This is a genomic window from Streptomyces argenteolus, from assembly GCF_042902585.1.
GTDB classification, from domain to species: Bacteria; Actinomycetota; Actinomycetes; order Streptomycetales; family Streptomycetaceae; genus Streptomyces; species Streptomyces argenteolus.
On the sequence record NZ_JBIBEG010000006.1, the window covers coordinates 64206 to 81344 of the forward strand.

The window sequence follows — 17139 nt, forward strand, 5'->3', positions numbered from 1 at the left end:
TCGTTGTGCCGCACGGAAGTTGATACTTCCCGGACAGCGCACCCTGTGGGGGAGGGGGAACCACATGGCCGACGCGGGTCCTGGAAGCGGCGCTCCGTTCCCTCGGGCCCAGCGCAGGATCCGCCGGAGTCCGTTGCTGTTCACGGCGCCCCTGGTGATGCTGGGGCTGCTGATGCTTGTCCTCGTGTGGGAGTCGATCCGCGGAAACCTCACACCCGAGGCGCGCGAGCACTGGCCCTGGCGCCTGCAACTGCTCGACATGGAGGCGCTCGGCAGCCTGCTGGCCGTAGCGGTCGGTGCCGTCCTCGCGCGGGCCCAGTACGCCCGTACCGTCCGGCCCTACCTGGGGTGGCGGGGCTCGTGGGCCAGAGGCCATCTGCGCGGGGACACACAGGCCTGGGCCGTGGGCATCCTGAACGGCGGTCAGCACATCGCGACCGTCGAGTCCTACGACTGCCAGGTCGTCCTGGCGGGCCGGGAGCGCCGCGCCGGCACCCGATGGACCGACATCACGGTGGCGGTGGAGGAACTGACGGGGGCGGGGCTGGTGGTCGCGGAGGACTTCCAGCTCGCCGAGCTCGGGCCCGGCTTCCCCCTCGTGGGGACCGGCAGCTACGAAACGGTGCTGGTCGGGGCCTTTTCCAAGGAGTTCGTCGACCGTGTCGAAGCGCTCCATGTGCGCATCCGGGTCACCGATCTCGTGGGCGACAGTCATGAGCGCATCGGTGACTGCATGAGGGGTGCGAGGGCGAACACGTTTGCTCCGCCGGACTGATGCGGTCGTCTGCGCGGGGCGGGCCGGCCGCCCGTGAGGATCCCGGCCGGCGCCGAACGGGTGAAAACCGCGCGCGGGAGGGCTCCACGGCCTCCCGTCGAGGCGGGTGGACACCGGCTTCCGGCCCGGTGGTCCACGAGCGCCGGGACCCCGGAGGGTGTACACGGGCGGGCCATCCCGTTCACGACCAGAATCGTGGCCGGATGTGACGGGCCCGGTGAGCAGGGCGCTCCCGGGCTTCCGGACCTCCTGATCCCCCGTCACCCGAGCGGCTCAAAGGGCGCGGTGATTTCCATCTCCACAATTCGGCGTAAACACAGGATTTCCTCTCACGTCGCGTTTGCGAGGGGCCGACGGCAGAGTAAAGTCATGCCGCCGGACACTGTGAATATGCAGATGCCGGCTGTGATCCAGTGTCCGGAAACAATCTCCCAAGGACGGCCGTGAAGACCTACGAAACCTCCCCCTCCTTCGCTATCGCGAAGAAGAGCCGTGTGCCGCTCGCCAAGATCGACGCCCGTGGCGCCGACGCCTCCAGGAAGATCGGGCGGGTATTCGGTACCTCCACGGGTCGTTCCCTGCAGACCTCGACCTTCAGTTCGGCACTCTGAGTTGAGTGCCGAGGTGGCTAGACTGGGGGGATGACAGGACCCCTGGTCCCCTTTCGTGAAGTTGTGCTCAAGGTGCACAGCAGATGCGATCTTGCCTGCGACCATTGCTATATCTATGAACACGCAGATCAGAGCTGGCGCACCCGCCCTAAGTCCATCTCTGACGAGGCCATTTCATGGACTGCTCGACGATTGGCCGAGCATGCCTCGGAGCATGCACTCGATTCGATGTCAGTGATCCTGCATGGAGGCGAGCCGCTCCTGGCCGGTCCGGCGCGACTGCGCCGTGTCTGCGAGGAGCTGACTTCGGCGTTGGACGGTATCGCTGAGCTGGACCTCAGGATCCATACGAACGGCGTCCAGCTCAGCCCCCGCTACCTCGACCTCTTCGCGGAGTTCGACGTCAAGGTCGGAATCTCGCTCGACGGCGACCGCGCGGCGAACGACCGGCACCGCCTCTTCGCCAACGGCCGGTCCAGTCACCCCCTGGTCCTCAGGGCCGTGCAACTGCTGCGTGAGGACCGCTACCGGCACCTCGACCTCGGGCTGCTGTGCACCATCGACATCAGGAACGATCCGGTCGCGGTCTTCGACGCCCTCGCCGAGCTCGATCCACCGCAGGTGGACTTCCTCCTTCCGCACGCCACGTGGGACGACCCTCCGGCGCGGCCCGACGGATCCCCCACCGCCTACGCCGACTGGCTCCTCGCGGTCTTCGACCGCTGGACGGAGCAGGGGCGGACGCTGCCCGTGCGCCTCTTCTCCTCGGTCCTGTCCACCTTGAGCGGCGGTCCGAGCCTCACCGAATCCCTCGGACTCGCCCCCACGGACCTGGTCGTCATCGAGACGGACGGGCAGCTGGAACAGGTCGACTCCCTCAAGAGCGCGTACGAGGGGGCCGCGGCCACCGGGTTCGACGTCTTCTCGCACAGCTTCGACGACGTCGCCGCCCACCCCGGCGTCCGGGCGCGGCAACTGGGCCTGGCCGGTGTCAGCGAGACGTGCCGGACGTGCCCCGTCGTACGCTCGTGCGGAGGAGGCCTCTACACGCATCGCTACCGCTCGTCCAACGGGTTCGACAACCCTTCGGTGTACTGCTCGGACCTCGTGACGCTGGTGCGCGCCGTCGAGGAGCGCGCCGCCGCCTCCCTCGGCTCTCCCGTCGTGAACGAACCCGCCGAACTCGTCAGGGCCGGGCAGGATCTGAACCGCACCCTCCTCGCCGCACTGCACGCAGGAGCCGGCGCACGCGAGCGTGCCCCCTGGGACGAGGCTTGGGAACTGGCTGTCGGCATCGAAGAGAGCGAGCGGGGTGCCGGCGCTCTGGACGAGGTGCTGGGTCATCCGTACACCCGCACCTGGCTGCTCGACGCGCAGGACCGGGTGGACGACAGGGCCGCCGGCCGGCTGGCCGCATCCGTCGCTGCGGCGGCCGTCCGCGCACGCCTCGAGCTGACGGTGCCCGTGCCGTACGACGACGGCAGGCTCTTCCTTCCGACGCTGGGTGAAGTGCGCGTCGGCGAACCCGGAGAGCGGGGGCGGGCCCTGGTACGAGCTGCCGGGGAAGGGTTCCAGGTCCGCTGGGACGGTCCGGGCGGAGCGGTCGACATCGCCGACACCACCGTGGAGGCCGGGGGCTGGAGTCCGTTGCGTCGGGTCGGTGGTGACGGCGGGCCCCGATTCACCCTCGACGATCTGGACCCGTACCGCGCCTGCTTCGACGCCCCGGTGGCCCCGCGGCTCACCCCGCGGGAGGCGCGGGTGTGGGGTACGCGCCTGGACGCGGCGTGGGAGTCGCTGCGGCGGAAGGTGCCTGTACAGGCGGCCGAGGCGGCGGAGGTGCTGGTGGCCCTGACCCCTCTTGCGGCAGGGGCGACCCATGCCGGAACGCACGGGTACGGTGCGCTGGGTCTCGGTGCCGACGGTACGGACGAGGAGCTCGCCCTCGCACTGCTGCGCGGATTCAGACGGACGAAGTTCCGGGCACTCGTGGGTGTCACGGATCTCTACGCGGCAGACGGCGAATGGGAGCACAAAGCTCCGTGGAGTCAGGAAACCGTGCCGTTTTCGAAGCTGCTCTCGGAGACTTTCGAACGGGTGGGAGCGGGGCTGTTCGAACCCCGGATTCTGGACGGTGTCCGGCACGCACTCGACATGATCGAAATGGCTCCTGAACTGACCGTCGACGGAGCCAGGGTCGTGGCCGGACTCCGAAAAGAGCTCGCCGGAAGCACACATGGAACATCTGGGGAAGAAAAGGCGCAAGAGCGTTCCTGATCATGAGCGGGGGTGGTCCGACGTGTGAGTGGATGACCGAAAAGAAGCGGTGAATGACCGAACCTCAGGGGGGTGGAGTTCGGTCCGTTCCGTAATGATGAATTCGCTCGCATCCTTCTTTCCACTCTCTCGATGCGAGTGCCACACAGGACGGGGGTCGTGTGCACGCATCGACGCAGCAGCGAGCGGCGGACCATCGGCCGTACTTCTTTCTCAGCTACGCGCACACACCGGGGTACGGCGGTGGATCGGACCCAGACATGTGGGTCGAACGGCTTTTCCAAGATCTCTGCGGTCATGTGATGGCCATGACCAATCTCCCCGCAGGAGCGCCGGCCGGCTTCATGGACCGCGAGATACGCTCCGGTGAGGGCTGGTCGGAGCGGCTGGGCAGCGTGCTCGCCAACTGCCGGGTCTTCGTCCCGCTGTTCTCGCCCCGCTATTTCGCGAGCGAGATGTGCGGCAAGGAGTGGTATGCCTTCGAACAGCGCGCCATCCATCACCGAGCCCGGTCGAACCAGCCCGCCGAGGCGATCGTGCCCGCGCTCTGGGTTCCGGTACCACCGAGCCAACTGCCAGGGCCCGCCGAGCGGTTACAGTTCAATCACCGTGACTTCGGCGACCGTTACGTCAGTGACGGGCTCTACGGACTGATCAAACTCACGCTGTTCGCCCAGGACTACGAACAAGCCGTCTATCACCTGGCCAAACGCATCGTCCACGTGGCTGACACCGTACGGATCAGCTCGGGCAGACCACTCGACTTCCGCCTCGTTCCCAGTGCTTTCGGAGCGCCGGGCAGCGGAGCGGGTGCCCCGAGGCCCATGCGGATCACCATTGCCGCGCCGACGCGTCACGACCTGCCGGAGGGCAGGAACCCCGAGTACTACGGCGACAATCCGCAGGAATGGAACCCTTACCACCCGGCCTCCGCCAGACCGCTCGCCTATGTGGCGGAAGAGCTGGTCCGCTCGCTCAACTACCAGGCTCACATCACGTCGTTCGACGAGGAGCCCGGACAGCGTGAGGGAAAACAGCCGCCCACCACCCCCGAGATCCTCCTCGTCGACCGCTGGGCCCTGCGGGACGAGGACCTCAGGCGCAGGCTCGCCGCGTTCGACGCGGAGAACCGGCCCTGGGTGACCATGGTCGTGCCGTGGTGCAGGGACGACCACCAGAGCAGGGCGGCCGAAGCCGAACTGACCGAGAAGCTCGAGCAGACGATGCCGGTCAAGATGCGACAGGGGCGGGCCTTCTGCCGCGTCGCGGCCAAGGGGGTACCCAGTATGGAGGCGTTCGGTCAGGTGCTGCCCCAGGTGGTCGAGGTGGCGGCCCAGCAGTATCTGAGGCATGCCACGGTCTATCCACCGGCTGGTGGACGGCAGAGTGAACGGACGCGGCTGATGGGGCCCATGGGCAACACGCAGTTCATACCCGACATGCACGACCCTGCGACGGATGCGGAGGACGTATGACAGCCGGTCGTGACGGGCGCATCGTCACCTTCTACTCGTACAAGGGCGGGACGGGGCGCACCATGGCCCTGGCCAACACCGCCTGGATCCTGGCAGCCAACGGCAAGAGGGTGCTGGCCGTCGACTGGGACCTCGAAGCGCCCGGGCTCCACCGGTTCTTCCACCCGTTCCTCGACCCCTCGACGCTCGGGGCCACCACCGGCGTGATCGACCTGATCACCGAATTCGCCTGGGCCGCCACCAACCCCGCCCAGCGGGCCGACGACTGGCACCGGGACTACGCCCGCATCCAGCCGCACGCGGTCTCGCTCACCCCGGAAGCACTGGGCTGGGAGTTCCCGCGGGGCGGCACCCTCGACTTCGTCTCGGCGGGGCGTCAGAACCGGGAGTACTCCGCCACCGTCTCCACCTTCGACTGGGACAACTTCTACGACCGTCTCGGCGGCGGGCACTTCTTCGACGCCCTGCGGGACGACATGAAGGCCAACTACGACTACGTCCTCATCGACAGCCGTACGGGCCTCAGCGACATCGCCGACATCTGCACCGTCCACCTCCCGGACGTGCTCGTCGACTGCTTCACCCTCAGCGACCAGTCCATCGACGGCGCGGCCTCCGTCGCCCGGCAGATCGCCGAGCGCTACACCGGCCGGCCCATCTCGATCTTCCCCGTGCCGATGCGCATAGACGAAGGGGAGAAGGAGAAGGCGGACGCCGGACGCGCGCTGGCCCGGCTCAAGTTCGACCGGCTGCCGCGGGACCTCTCCGGGGACGAACTCACCGCCTACTGGGGTGCGGTGGAGATCCCCTACCGTCCCTACTACGCCTACGAGGAGACCCTCGCCACCTTCGGCGACGAGGCGGGACTCAGCAATTCGCTCCTGTCGGCCTTCGAACGTCTCACCGCGGTGATCACCCAGCAGGAGGTCACCGCGATGCCTCCCGTGGGGGAGGAGGCGCGGCTGCGCATCCGCGACGCGTTCACCCGGCGCAGGCCCGCGCTCCCCGCCGATCTCTTCCTCAGCTATGTGGCGGAGAACCGCATGTGGGCCGACTGGATCGAGTCGGTACTCACGCGCGCGGGGTTCCGGGTGGTCCCCCGCGACGTCTCCGCCGACCCGGACGCCGCGCACGCTCCGGCCGAGACGGCGGCCCGCACCGTCGTGCTCCTCTCCAGCGCCTACCTCAAGTCCCAGCGGGCCGTCGATCTCTGGGAGCGAGCGGTCTCCGAGGACCCCGGTGGCGGGCGACGGCAACTGCTGCCGCTCAGGATCAGTGACGTCCGGCTCTCCGCGCCGTACATCGACCGCAACCCGGTCGACCTGTTCCGGCTGGACGAGGTGCATGCCACGACCGCCCTCATGCGGGCCCTGGACCGGCCGGTCCAGCTCGGCGACGGGGTGTCACCAGGTCCCCGCTTCCCCGGTACCGTGCCCCGGATCTGGAACGCACCGCCACGCAACCCCGGCTTCACCGGCCGCTCCCTGGTGCTGGAGCGGATGCGTGACCAGCTCGGCGGTGGCATGGCCGTCGTACTGCCGCAGCCCCAGACGCTGTACGGCCTCGGCGGGGTCGGCAAGACCCAGGTGGCCCTGGAGTACGTCCACCGTTTCATGGCCGACTACGACCTGGTGTGGTGGATATCGTCCGAGCAGACCGACGACGTGATCGCGGGTCTCGCGGAGCTGGCCGTCCGGCTCGGCGCTCAGGGGGGCGACGACATGGCCGCGGCCTCGCAGGAGGCTGTCGATCTGCTGCGGCGTGGGGTGCCGTCGGACCGCTGGCTCCTCGTGTTCGACAACGCCGACGACCCGGAACGACTGCGGCGCTACTTCCCCCAGGGCGGTTCCGGCCACATCCTCGTCACCTCACGGAACCAGGCGTGGTCCCAGCACGGTGACGCGCTGCCGGTCGACGTCTTCCTGCGGGAGGAGTCGATCGAACACCTGCAGCGTCGGGCTCCCGGACTCAGCGCGGAGGACGCGGCCCAGGTGGCGACCGCCGTCGGTGACCTCCCGCTCGCCGTCGAGCAGGCGGCAGCCTGGATCGCGGAGACGGCCACGCCCATCGACACCTATCTGGAGCAGCTGGCCCAGCAGGCCCCGGAGGTGCTGGCCCTGAACCAGCCCGCCGGATATCCGAGGCCGGTCGCCGCCACGTGGAACATCTCGATCGAGCGCCTCAAGGAGCGCTCGCCGGCCGCGGTGCGGCTGCTGCAGCTCTGTGCCTTCTTCGCACCTGAGCCGATCTCCGCGAACCTCCTCTACAGCAAGGAAATGATCGAGGCCCTGAAGCCGTACGACTCCTCGTTGCAGGAGAAGCTGGTTCTGGGCCGTGTCATCCGGGAGATCGGCCGGTTCGCCCTGGCCAAGGTCGACCAGGTGTCGAACTCGATCCAGGTGCACCGCCTGGTCCAGGCGGTCATCAGGGCGCAGCTCAGCGAAGAGGAGCAGGCCGAGGCCAGGCACGTCGTCCACCGCATCCTGGCGGGGGCCCGGCCCGACGACACCGAGCCGATCGACAACCCGGAGACCTGGCCGCGCTTCGCCGCGATATGGCCGCACCTCGGCCCGTCCGACGCCCGTAACTGCAGGGACCACGAGACCCGCAGGTTACTGATCGACCGCGTGCGCTATCTCTGGAAGCGCGGCGACGTCAGGACGGCGGCCACCCTGGGGGAGGAGCTGCGTGAGGTCTGGCTCGGCATGCTCGGAGAACGGGACATCCAGTACCTGTACCTCTGCTTCCACCTCTCCAACATCCTGCGCACCCGGGGCCGTTACGTGGAGGCCAAGGAGCTCGACGAGTTCACCCTGCGGCTGCAGCGCGAGGTGCTCGGGCCGGAGCACCCGCACACGTACATGACCACCAGCAGCCTGGCCATCGACCTGGGTCTGCTCGGCGACTACGGGCGGGCGATCGAGCTGGCGACCGAGGCCCATGACGGCTTCAACCAGATCTTCCACGAAAGGCACGCCCGCACGCTCGCCGCGGCCAACAACCTCGCGCTGAACCTGCGCAGCATCGGGCAGTACGCCAGGGCTCGGGAGATCGACCAGGACTGCTACGACCTGCGGTCGGAGGTGCTGGGCCAGGAACACCCGCACAGCCTGTCCTCCGCACTCAACCTGGCCCGTGACCTGCGCGAGGTAGGGCGGTACGAGGACTCCGTCGGGCTGCTCAGCCGCACGTACGACAGTCTGAAGGCCACCCTGGGCCGGACCTACCCGACCACGCTCAGCGCCGCCAAGAGCCTGGCGGTCTCGCTGCGCAGGGCGGGGCAGCTGGAGGACGCGCGGAGGCTGACGGTCGCCACCCGGGCCAGGTACCGGGCCAAGTACACCTCGGCCAACCCGGAATCGCTCGCCTGCGACCTCAACATGGCGGCCGACCTGTTCGCGGCGGGGGAGGCCACCGAGGCCAGGGACACCGCGCAAGAGGTGGTGGACCAGTACATGAAGGTGCCGGGGGAGCAGCATCCGTACACCCTGGCCGCGCAGAACAATCTCGGTGTCTACCTCGCGGGGGCCGGGGCCGCCATGGAGGCGGAGAAGCTCCTGACCCGGGTGGTCGCCTCGATGCGCGACGTGTTCGGGCGCGAGCACCCGAACACGCTGTTCTGCGTCATGAACCTGGCGAACGCGACGGCTGAGCGCGGTGATCTGGAACTCGTCCTGGAGACGGAGCGGCGCGTCGCCGGCCAGCTCAGGGAGGTTCTGGGGGCGCATCACCCGGAGACCCTGGCCATGACGTCCAACCTCGCGGTCACGCTCGACGCGATGGGGCGCAAGGACGAGGTGTTGCGGCTGAGGTCGGAGACGGGTGACGAACTCGCCAGGCAGCTCGGCGACGAGCACCCGCTGACCCGGATAGCGCGCGACGAGCGGAGGTTCTGGAGGGAGCTGGAGCCGATGTCCGTGTGAGGCGACGGGCTCCGGGCTCACCGAGCCCGGGGCCCCGGCCTCAGCAGACCGCCGCCTCCCGCTCGTCGAGCAGCCAGTTGAGCACGCCGGGAAGCACCGACAGCGCGGCGAAGTGCGCCGCCGCCGGTTCCAGCACGGCGGTGGCGCCCGGGATCTGCCCGGCCAGCCAGCGGGAGTGCCCGACGGGGGAGAACACGTCCTGCACGCCGTGCCACAGCATCACCGGACAGGTGATGCCGGCGGGGTCGAACCCCCACGGATTCGAGAAGGCGATCGCGTCGTCGATCCAGCCGTACGCCGACGTGCGCAGCCCCTCGCGGAAGTTGTCGAGGAGCATGGTGCGGATCCCGGCGTCGTTGACCACGGTCCGGTCGGAGTCGGTCAGTTCCCGGCGCAGATCGTCCAGGAGCTGGACCGGGTTCTGCCGGATCGCCGCCGAGCGGCTGATGAAGGACTCCGCCAGCCCGTCCGGGTCCGCGGCGGCCCTGGAGTAGGCGAGCACGTTCGACGCGGCCATCCCCTCGAACCAGTCCAGCCCCTCGGCGTCCCGGGGAGCCAGACTCACCAGGGCGGCGGCACGGGTCACCCGTTCGGGCATCAGCGCCGCGCAGGCCAGGGCGTGCGGGGCGCCGCCGGAGCGTCCGACCACGGCGAAGCGCTCCAGCCCGAGCGAGTCCGCGATGGTCCGTACGTCTTCGGCGACGTCCATCACCCGGCGCCCCGGCAGCCGGTCCGAGCCACCGTACCCGGGCCGGTCGTAGGAGATCAGCTGCATGTTGCGCTGGTAGAGGACCATTCCGCGGGGAGCGGGGCCCAGTCGGCTGCCCGGCATCCCATGGAGGAGGAACACCGGTCTGCCTCGTGGGTCCCCCTGACGTACGACTGTCAGATGCCGTCCGTCCGCCACGCGAACCCGATTCGGCACGCCGCCCCCTCCGCTCGGTCACCAAGTGCCCGGACCGGGCCTCACGTGCCCGGTGATTCCTGCCTGTTCGATGATGGCCTATCGCACGCGATACCGGCACTCCCTGTCGCGACCGGCCGGTGGTGCCGGGGACGTTCGGTGACGTTCGGGGGGCGCTCGCCGGGTGTTCGACTTCAGGGGCGCCCCGCACAGCATGCGGACCGGAAGAGCGATTACCGGACAGGGCCCGTCCTCACCCGCGGGCAGCACCCCGTCGCGCACGGTGTTCGCGAACGGGACCGACGTGGTCCGACACGCTGCTTGTGAACGCGTCGCGGGCGAACGGTCGCCGTCGTGTGCGCGTCCTGAACTCGACCTTGTGTGCTACGGATCGCGTCGGAATAGTGGGCGCCCCATCCTCCGTGCACCAGGCACCCCACATGCCCGGTGCGCGGCCCCACAGGAGGTCGAAGTTGAAGCACCGACGCATGTCCAGGAAGCGCGTGGCGATGGCCGGATCGGCCGTCCTCGCCCTGGTCGCAGCAGGCGTGACGTTCCAGACTGCGAACGCCAGTGAAGACGTACCCCGGTTCACCGCACGGACCCTCGACACCCACTCGGCCGGAAGTCTCGCAGCCACCCTGGACAAGGCACTGGGTGACGACACGACCGGCGCGTACTACGACGCAGGGTCAAGGAACCTCGTCGTCAACGTCGTCGACGAGGCGGCGGCCGAACAGGTCCGCCAGGCCGGCGGCAAGGCCAGACTCGTGGAGCACACGCTCGCCCAGCTGACGGACGCCCGGCAGACCCTCGCCGGGAAGGCGGCCGTCCCCGGCACCTCCTGGGCCGTCGATCCGGTCAGCAACAAGGTGGTCGTCACGGCCGACCGCACGGTCGACGGCGCGGACTGGGACAAGCTGAGCAAGGTGGTCGAAGGGCTCGGCTCCACGGCGGAACTCAAGAAGACCGCAGGGGAGTTCAAGCCTCTGATAGCCGGGGGCGACGCGATCTGGGGTGGCGGAGGACGCTGCTCGCTCGGCTTCAACGTCGTCAAGGGCGGCGAGCCGTACTTCCTGACCGCCGGCCACTGCACCGAGTCGATCACCAGCTGGTCCGACTCGCAGGGCGGCTCGGAGATCGGGGCCAACGAGGGCTCCAGCTTCCCCGACAACGACTATGGCCTGGTCAAGTACACCTCCGACGTGGCGCACCCCAGCGAGGTGGACCTCTACGACGGCTCCACCCAGGCGATCACCCGGGCGGGCGAGGCCACGGTCGGGATGTCGGTGACCCGCAGCGGCTCGACCACCCAGGTCCACGACGGGGAGGTCACCGCCCTGGACGCCACGGTCAACTACGGCAACGGCGACATCGTCAACGGCCTCATCCAGACCACGGTCTGCGCCGAGCCGGGGGACAGCGGCGGCTCGCTCTTCTCGGGCGACACCGCGATCGGTCTCACCTCGGGCGGCAGCGGCGACTGCTCCTCGGGCGGCGAGACGTTCTTCCAGCCGGTGCCCGAGGCGCTGGCGGCGTTCGGCGCCGAGATCGGCTGACGCCGGCCCGCTCCCACGAGTGAGGTGCGCGAGGGCCCGCCCGCCCCTGGAAACGGGGTGGGCGGGCCCTTTGCTGTCAGGGCGTCCGGGATGTACGTCGCGTACGGCCGCGCCGCGCGACCCGAAAGACCGAAGCGGGACGAGCGGGGTGCGCGGCAGCCGGTGGCGTCCTCACGGGAGCAGGGGGCGGGGCCCGGCGGGGGATGACTGTGTGTCAGACCTGTCAGACCCGGTTGGTGTGCTCGTCGAGGAGGGCCCGCAGCCGGTCCAGGTCCCCGGCGTCGTGGGCGCCCCGCTTGGGAAGGACGTCGAGGCACATGATGTTGGGGTCCCGGCTGAGCAGGACGAAGTGGCCGGCCGTCTCCCGGTAGCCCTGGAAGAAGACCCACTGCTGGAACAGGGTGCTGTGGTCGTTGGCGCAGGTGATCCCGGCCGGGGAGACGGAGACCCGGTACTCGCCCTGCCAGCCGACGAGCCGCTGTACGTGAGCGGCCTGGATCCGCGGGTATCCCCACAGCACCAGGACGACGAACACGAACAGGACGGTCGACACCACGTCGGCGGCACCGTGGCGCACGGTGCTGAACAGCCAGTGTCCCACCCACAGAGTGAGGAACACCCAGCGCAGCACCAGCCCTGTCCGTTTGATCCGCTCGCGGACCCGCAGGCCGGCCAGCGTGTCCGCCGGCTCGGGCCGGTATGTCAGCCGGACTTCGGTGTGCTCCTGGCCCGCGGTGCCGTCGATGTCTCTGGTGCTGCGGCCTTCGCCCATGATCTCTCCCCGTCTCCGAAAATCCCGCGGAGCCTATCGAACGTCAGTGCCGGGGCGGACGGCCGCCGTGCTGGGGGAGGCGGCGGCCGAGTATGCCGCGCAGCCGGTCGGTGGTGTCCCGGCCCAGGGCGCGCTTCGGCAGGTAGTGCACGACGAGGAGGTGCGGCGCGGGTGACAGCAGGACGAATCCGGCGACGGTCTCCACGTATCCGCCGAGGCTCCGCCAGCCCCTGCGGGTCTCCATGTCCGTGCACCCGAACCGCACGCCGTCGCCGGAGTCGGCGACGGTCACGTTCCAGGGCCCCAGGGGGGCACCCGTCTTCGTGAGCCGGTGGGCGAGGACGACCGCCCTGAGGACGAGCCCCGACGCGCAGCCGAGGAGGGCGAATCCCGCCAGGAGCGCGTTGCCGGACAGGAGCCACACCGCGCCCACCAGGAGCACCGGCGAGGCCAGTCCTCGCAGCCGGCCCTTGATCCCACGTGCCCGCCCACGGGCGCGGAGCGCGTCGGACCAGTCCGGCCGGCCCAGCTCGTACCGCAACTCGACGACGGTGTCCTCCGTGGCGCTGCTCAGCCCCTCCGTCACGGCCCTGCCCCTCCCTGAACTGCCCTGTGGTAGGCCGTGATCGTAACGGGAGGGGCCCAGGGCCCGTCTGTCCGGTCGGGACATCCGGCCGGGCGCCGGTCCACGGAAGGGCCGTCGGCGCCCGGGCCGGTCGTGCGGGCGGGGTCAGGCAGCTCGGGACAGATCGGCAGGGGTGCCCTGGGCCGGCGCGACGCCGAAGATGTCCACGGCGTGGTAGTAGGTCCAGGCCGTGCTGTTGCAGGCGGTCAGCTGGGCGCCGGTGTAGGCGGCGCAGACGCGTTTCAGGTCCGCGTAGAACGCGGAGTCGATGCGGGACTTGTTCGCCGGGAACGTCCCTGCCGCCTTGTAGTTGCGGTAGCCGAAGTCGTGGCGGGCGCAGGCCTTCTGGAAAGGGAAGCCGAACGGGTTGTCGGGCGAGGTGCTGCAGTAGTCCGTCGTCCAGTCGAAGCCGTACGCGGACCAGGCCCCCTGGTTGTTGCGGGCCGTGTTCCACGCGCTGTAGCTGGACGCGCTCGTCTGGGTCCAGGAGCTCAGGACCTGCGGCTTGTCCGACGGGACGGCCGAAGCGGACGCGGCGGGAATCAGGGCGAGCGGGAGCGACAGGGTGACTGCGGCGAGCGGGACGGTGAAGCGGCGACGCATGAGCAACCTCCGGGGGATGTGAGGGGGTTGTGCCGGCCGTGCTCCTCGCCGGTCTCGCGAGGCCGCTCCAGAATGACGCCATGTACCTGCCATGCACAGGCCTTCGGCAGGTAGCTGCCAACGGGCCGGGAGTGCGCCGCGCGTACCTGGGGCCCGGACGGCCCTTAGGCGGCCTCGGACTCCAGGTGATACGTGGTGTCGACCCAGAAGCCGTTGGTGGCCCTGGCCTTGATCTCCAGTACGTACTGGCCGGGTATCAACGGCGCCACGCCGCCCCAGATCCCCCATGCGTAGCGCTGCGTCAGCCCCGTCCTGAACGGCGCGGTGAACTCCTGCAACGGCAACGAGATGCCGTTGAGCGATGCGGTGGCCTCCGCCACCGGCATGGACCGGGGCACCCTCGAATACGAGCGGGTGTGCTGCATGTTGAGCACCGGGAAGAAGACCGGCCGGTCCGAGGGGAGCGAACAGCGCCGTACGACACGGCCACCGTAGGTGCCGGCCAGGAACCAGAGGTCGTCCGGCTGGTTCCAGGCGGCGTGCTCACCCGTCGTGTCCTCCACCGGGCTGCGGCCCTCCGGTGCGGACAAGGCCCACTGCCACCACCGGCCCGCGAGCCTCCCGCCCTCCTCACCGCTCAGCTTCCACCCGCTGTCGACCGACCCCGTACCGCTCATGACGCCCCTCCCGCGCGAGGCCCCTGACGTGGGGCCCGTTTCGAACGAGCAGACATTACCCGGGGGAACGCCCGGATGCCCGCCGGTTTTGCCGGCCGGGACAGCCCTTAGGCGGCGGGCGTGGGCGACGCCTTGACCACGGGGTCCTTGGTGAGGGGGGTGTTCTCGCAGCCGAGTGCCTCGGTGGCGCGGCGGGTCATGAGGTAGAGGAAGGTGATCTGCTGGTCGATCGTCTTCTGCTGGACCTCGGTCCCCATGAGCAGGGTGTTGGAGGCTTCGCCCTGGAGGAGGACCTGCTGCGACGCCTTTTCGAGGTCGCCGGGCATTCGGCACGACACGGTGAGTTTCGAAACGATGTCGGTGGCCTGCACGGTCGCGTCGTTCACGGTGTAGTGACGGACCGTTCCGGGGAGCGATGCGGTCTTGCTTCCGACTTCACCGCGAGGCAACCAGCCGAACTCGATGCTCAGCATCCGCGCTCCGGCTGTGGTCCCCGGACGGTAGGAGCACATGCGTAGGGGAAGTGCCGACTTCTCCGGCCCGCCCGGCTTCAGCCAAGCACGCATACCTTCGGTGAGATCAGTGGCATCGTTGGAGACATCCGTCTCCACGTCGCCCTGCCCCCACAGCTGCCGCAGCGTCCCGCTCTCGCCGGAATCCGGAGCGAGCCGACACAACTCGTCCTTGGCCTGGGGCTCGGCGGAGTCGTCGGACGTGCACCCTGATGCCGCGATCGCCAGCGCTACGGCCACACATGCAACAGCCGGACGGCGGCGTCCCCTAGCCAAGGTGAGCTTCAGCGGCTCCGCGCCCGCTGGAGTATGCATCGTTCGCCTCGTCCTTGGCCGTCTTGTGAGCCCCGGTGCCGGAGACCCCATTCTGTTCTCCCCATTTGTCCATGAGTTCGTTGGTTCCGTTCTTGCCCTTGGAGTAGTTCTCGCTGGAGTCCTGCTTGCCCTGCTCCTCGGCCGCGTCGGTCACGTCCTTCGTCCAGTCGTATTTGAGGGAGTCGATCAGCGCTCCGCCCGCGGTGCCCACGACGGGAATCTCACCTATGAGCCCGTTGGCGCCGATGGACGAATACTCGGCCATGTCCTCGGCCCACTCGACCTTGTCCTCCTCCTTGTCCTTGCACACGTCGGCGCCGATGCCGTTCATCGCCCCCATCGCCGATCCGACCTCGTGTCCGCGATGGTTCCAGTCCGCACTCATCCCATGGTCGGGATTGCCGTCGTACTTGGGTGCCTCGGCAAGAACGTCGGCCGAGTAGGCCCGCTCCGCCTCGTACAGCAGCGCGTAGGACGGTGCGTCGTCGGAGATGCCTCGCATCACCCGGATGAGGCTTCCCTGACCGACAGCGATATGAGACTTGTCGCCCGACCCGTAGATGGAGGTCTGGCCGTCCGAGCCCCCGTAATCCGACTCCTGGCCGCCGAGGATGATGTGCGTGTCGGCCACGTAGTCCGCCATCGCCTTGGCCATCGGCCGGCGCAGGTTCTCCAGGTCCTCGGGGAACTCGTCGCCGCCCATCTCGTCGTCCAGGTAACGGATGGCGTGGTGCATGACGCGTGCCTGGCCCTCGGTGTGCGGGCCCGCCTCGCCCAGCTTCTCGCCCGGCTCGTGCCCGGTGGCGGCGGCCTGGATGGCCGCGCCCAGCCCCGTGGCCTTTCCCTGGTCCTCGATGTCCATGACCGCGCCGGGGCCCGAGAAGTACTCGTCGGGCCATTCCTTGCGGTCCGTCAGCAGGTACTTCAGGTGGTCGTTCTTGTTTCCCTCGGCCTCGGGGTCGAGGAAGTACGTCGCCGCTTCCGGGTCCTTGCTCATGATGCCCAGGAGCCCGTCCAGCGGGTCGTTCTCCAGGGTGGGGCGGCTGGAGTCGACGTGGTGCAGCCAGACGTTCGGGTTGGCCTTCTCGGCGGCGATGACGTCGTTCGCGACGTCGTTGAGGAACTGCTTCCCGTAACCGTTGCCGTGCTGCATGAGGGTGACCGCGGTCTGGTAGCCGTTCACCGGCCGCAGGTTGTCGCCCATGTTGTCCGTGCCGATGTCCTTGAGCCCCTCGACGAAGGGCTTGTAGGCGTAACCCGACGGATCCTTCGTGCCCGAGGCGACGGTGTTCGCCAGGCTTGTGCTGATCGAGTCGTAGAGCTTCTGGTCCGCCTTCGAAGCGCCCCGTTCGTTGGCCGCGAGCTCCATCCTGTCGGCCAGCTCCAAGGTGCCTTTCGCGCCGAGGCCGTGGATGTAAGCCTCGCCGAAGTGCTTGTCCTCGGAGTTCTCGTTCATGATGTCCCGGTACTGCTTGAGCTCCTTCTCGGAAGCGTCGCCGGAACGCACCTTCTCCGTGAGGTTGAGTGCCTCGACGGCTTCGACGTCGTCGACCGGCTTCGCGTTGAAACCGAAGGGTCCCGGCTTGTCGGCCCCCGACGCCTGGAGCAGAGCCACCTTGATGTCGTGGTCGTACTCCGTCACGGCCTGCACGGCGTCGGCGATCTTCTGCGTGTAGGAGCGCTCCACGTCCGGGAGATCCGGGTCGTGCTGGATGCTGTACTTCGTCTTCGCGTCGACCTTGCTGAAGTCGTAGCTCGCGACGCCCTGACCCGAGACCTTCATCCCGGCCTTCTCGGCCTCGGCCACGGCGGAGGTGACCCGGCCGATCAGCTCGGTGAGCTGGCCATGGGCGTCGCGCAGGAGCGACTCCATGGCTTTGGCCTCCTTCTGCGCGGCGTCGTACTCGTTGCGCGTCACCGAGAAGTTCGTCGAGGAGATGGAGGCGCTCTCGCCCGTCCAGAGCTGACCCTTGGAGATGCTCTGTACGTCGTCCTCGTACAGGTCTTCCAGCGTCTTGAACTTGCCCGCCATCGTCTTCCAGCCGTCCGCGGCCGTGGTGAGCGTGGACAGTTTGATCTGCGTGATCTCTTCGTACGTCGGCATCGGTTCC

Annotated in this window: 13 protein-coding genes; 6 read left to right on the forward strand and 7 right to left on the reverse strand. The window is 68.9% G+C overall.

Translation table 11 applies throughout. The annotated features are described in order from the left end of the window. The first annotated feature begins 133 nt into the window (after positions 1–133). The 5 genes from ACFY8O_RS21580 (at position 134) to fxsT (ending at position 9061) form a co-directional block, all read left to right on the forward strand. Positions 134–775: a hypothetical protein gene (locus tag ACFY8O_RS21580; protein ID WP_387904693.1), complete on the forward strand. Its 642-nt coding sequence runs from the start codon at positions 134–136 to the stop codon at positions 773–775. Between the two features lie 443 nt (positions 776–1218). Beyond that, positions 1219–1386: an FxSxx-COOH cyclophane-containing RiPP peptide gene (gene fxsA / locus ACFY8O_RS21585; RefSeq protein WP_208766030.1), complete on the forward strand. Its 168-nt coding sequence runs from the start codon at positions 1219–1221 to the stop codon at positions 1384–1386. Positions 1387–1416: 30 nt separating this feature from the next. Further along, positions 1417–3663 carry a radical SAM/SPASM protein FxsBH, inactivated beta-hydroxylase extension form gene (gene fxsBH, locus ACFY8O_RS21590; protein ID WP_387904696.1) on the forward strand — a complete coding sequence of 749 codons (2247 nt, stop codon included), beginning with the start codon at positions 1417–1419 and terminating at the stop codon, positions 3661–3663. A gap of 161 nt (positions 3664–3824) precedes the next feature. After that, positions 3825–5138 (forward strand): FxsC protein, encoded by a 1314-nt coding sequence (fsxC, locus tag ACFY8O_RS21595; RefSeq protein ID WP_387904699.1) that lies wholly within the window; start codon positions 3825–3827, stop codon positions 5136–5138. After that, on the forward strand, positions 5135–9061 hold the full coding sequence (gene fxsT / locus ACFY8O_RS21600) for an FxSxx-COOH system tetratricopeptide repeat protein (RefSeq protein ID WP_387904702.1): 3927 nt from the start codon (positions 5135–5137) through the stop codon (positions 9059–9061). Before fsxC ends, fxsT begins: the two co-directional genes overlap by 4 nt. Positions 9062–9101: 40 nt before the next feature. Here the strand turns inward: fxsT and ACFY8O_RS21605 are convergent, their stop codons facing one another. Then, on the reverse strand, positions 9102–9986 hold the full coding sequence (locus ACFY8O_RS21605) for an alpha/beta fold hydrolase (RefSeq protein WP_387904705.1): 885 nt from the start codon (positions 9984–9986) through the stop codon (positions 9102–9104). Positions 9987–10438: 452 nt separating this feature from the next. Between ACFY8O_RS21605 and ACFY8O_RS21610 the strand changes: the two genes are divergently transcribed. Beyond that, positions 10439–11524, forward strand: coding sequence for a S1 family peptidase (locus ACFY8O_RS21610; protein ID WP_387904708.1), 1086 nt, complete (start codon positions 10439–10441; stop codon positions 11522–11524). Between the two features lie 223 nt (positions 11525–11747). On the opposite strand, the gene ACFY8O_RS21615 is transcribed toward ACFY8O_RS21610, so the two are convergent. The 6 genes from ACFY8O_RS21615 to ACFY8O_RS21640 form a co-directional block, all read right to left on the reverse strand. Continuing rightward, complete coding sequence (locus ACFY8O_RS21615) at positions 11748–12296, reverse strand: YcxB family protein (protein WP_387904711.1); 549 nt, start codon at positions 12294–12296, stop codon at positions 11748–11750. 43 nt (positions 12297–12339) lie between these two features. Next, the gene (locus tag ACFY8O_RS21620) at positions 12340–12882 is read right to left on the reverse strand and encodes a hypothetical protein (protein WP_387904714.1); all 543 of its coding nucleotides are present in this window, start codon (positions 12880–12882) and stop codon (positions 12340–12342) included. Between the two features lie 144 nt (positions 12883–13026). Further along, positions 13027–13524, reverse strand: coding sequence for a phospholipase (locus ACFY8O_RS21625; protein WP_387904716.1), 498 nt, complete (start codon positions 13522–13524; stop codon positions 13027–13029). A gap of 164 nt (positions 13525–13688) precedes the next feature. After that, positions 13689–14201: a hypothetical protein gene (locus ACFY8O_RS21630; protein ID WP_387904720.1), complete on the reverse strand. Its 513-nt coding sequence runs from the start codon at positions 14199–14201 to the stop codon at positions 13689–13691. Between the two features lie 107 nt (positions 14202–14308). After that, the gene (locus tag ACFY8O_RS21635; RefSeq protein WP_387904722.1) at positions 14309–14953 is read right to left on the reverse strand and encodes a hypothetical protein; all 645 of its coding nucleotides are present in this window, start codon (positions 14951–14953) and stop codon (positions 14309–14311) included. A gap of 28 nt (positions 14954–14981) precedes the next feature. Further along, positions 14982–17132 (reverse strand): hypothetical protein, encoded by a 2151-nt coding sequence (locus ACFY8O_RS21640; protein WP_387904725.1) that lies wholly within the window; start codon positions 17130–17132, stop codon positions 14982–14984. Between the last annotated feature and the right edge of the window lie 7 nt (positions 17133–17139).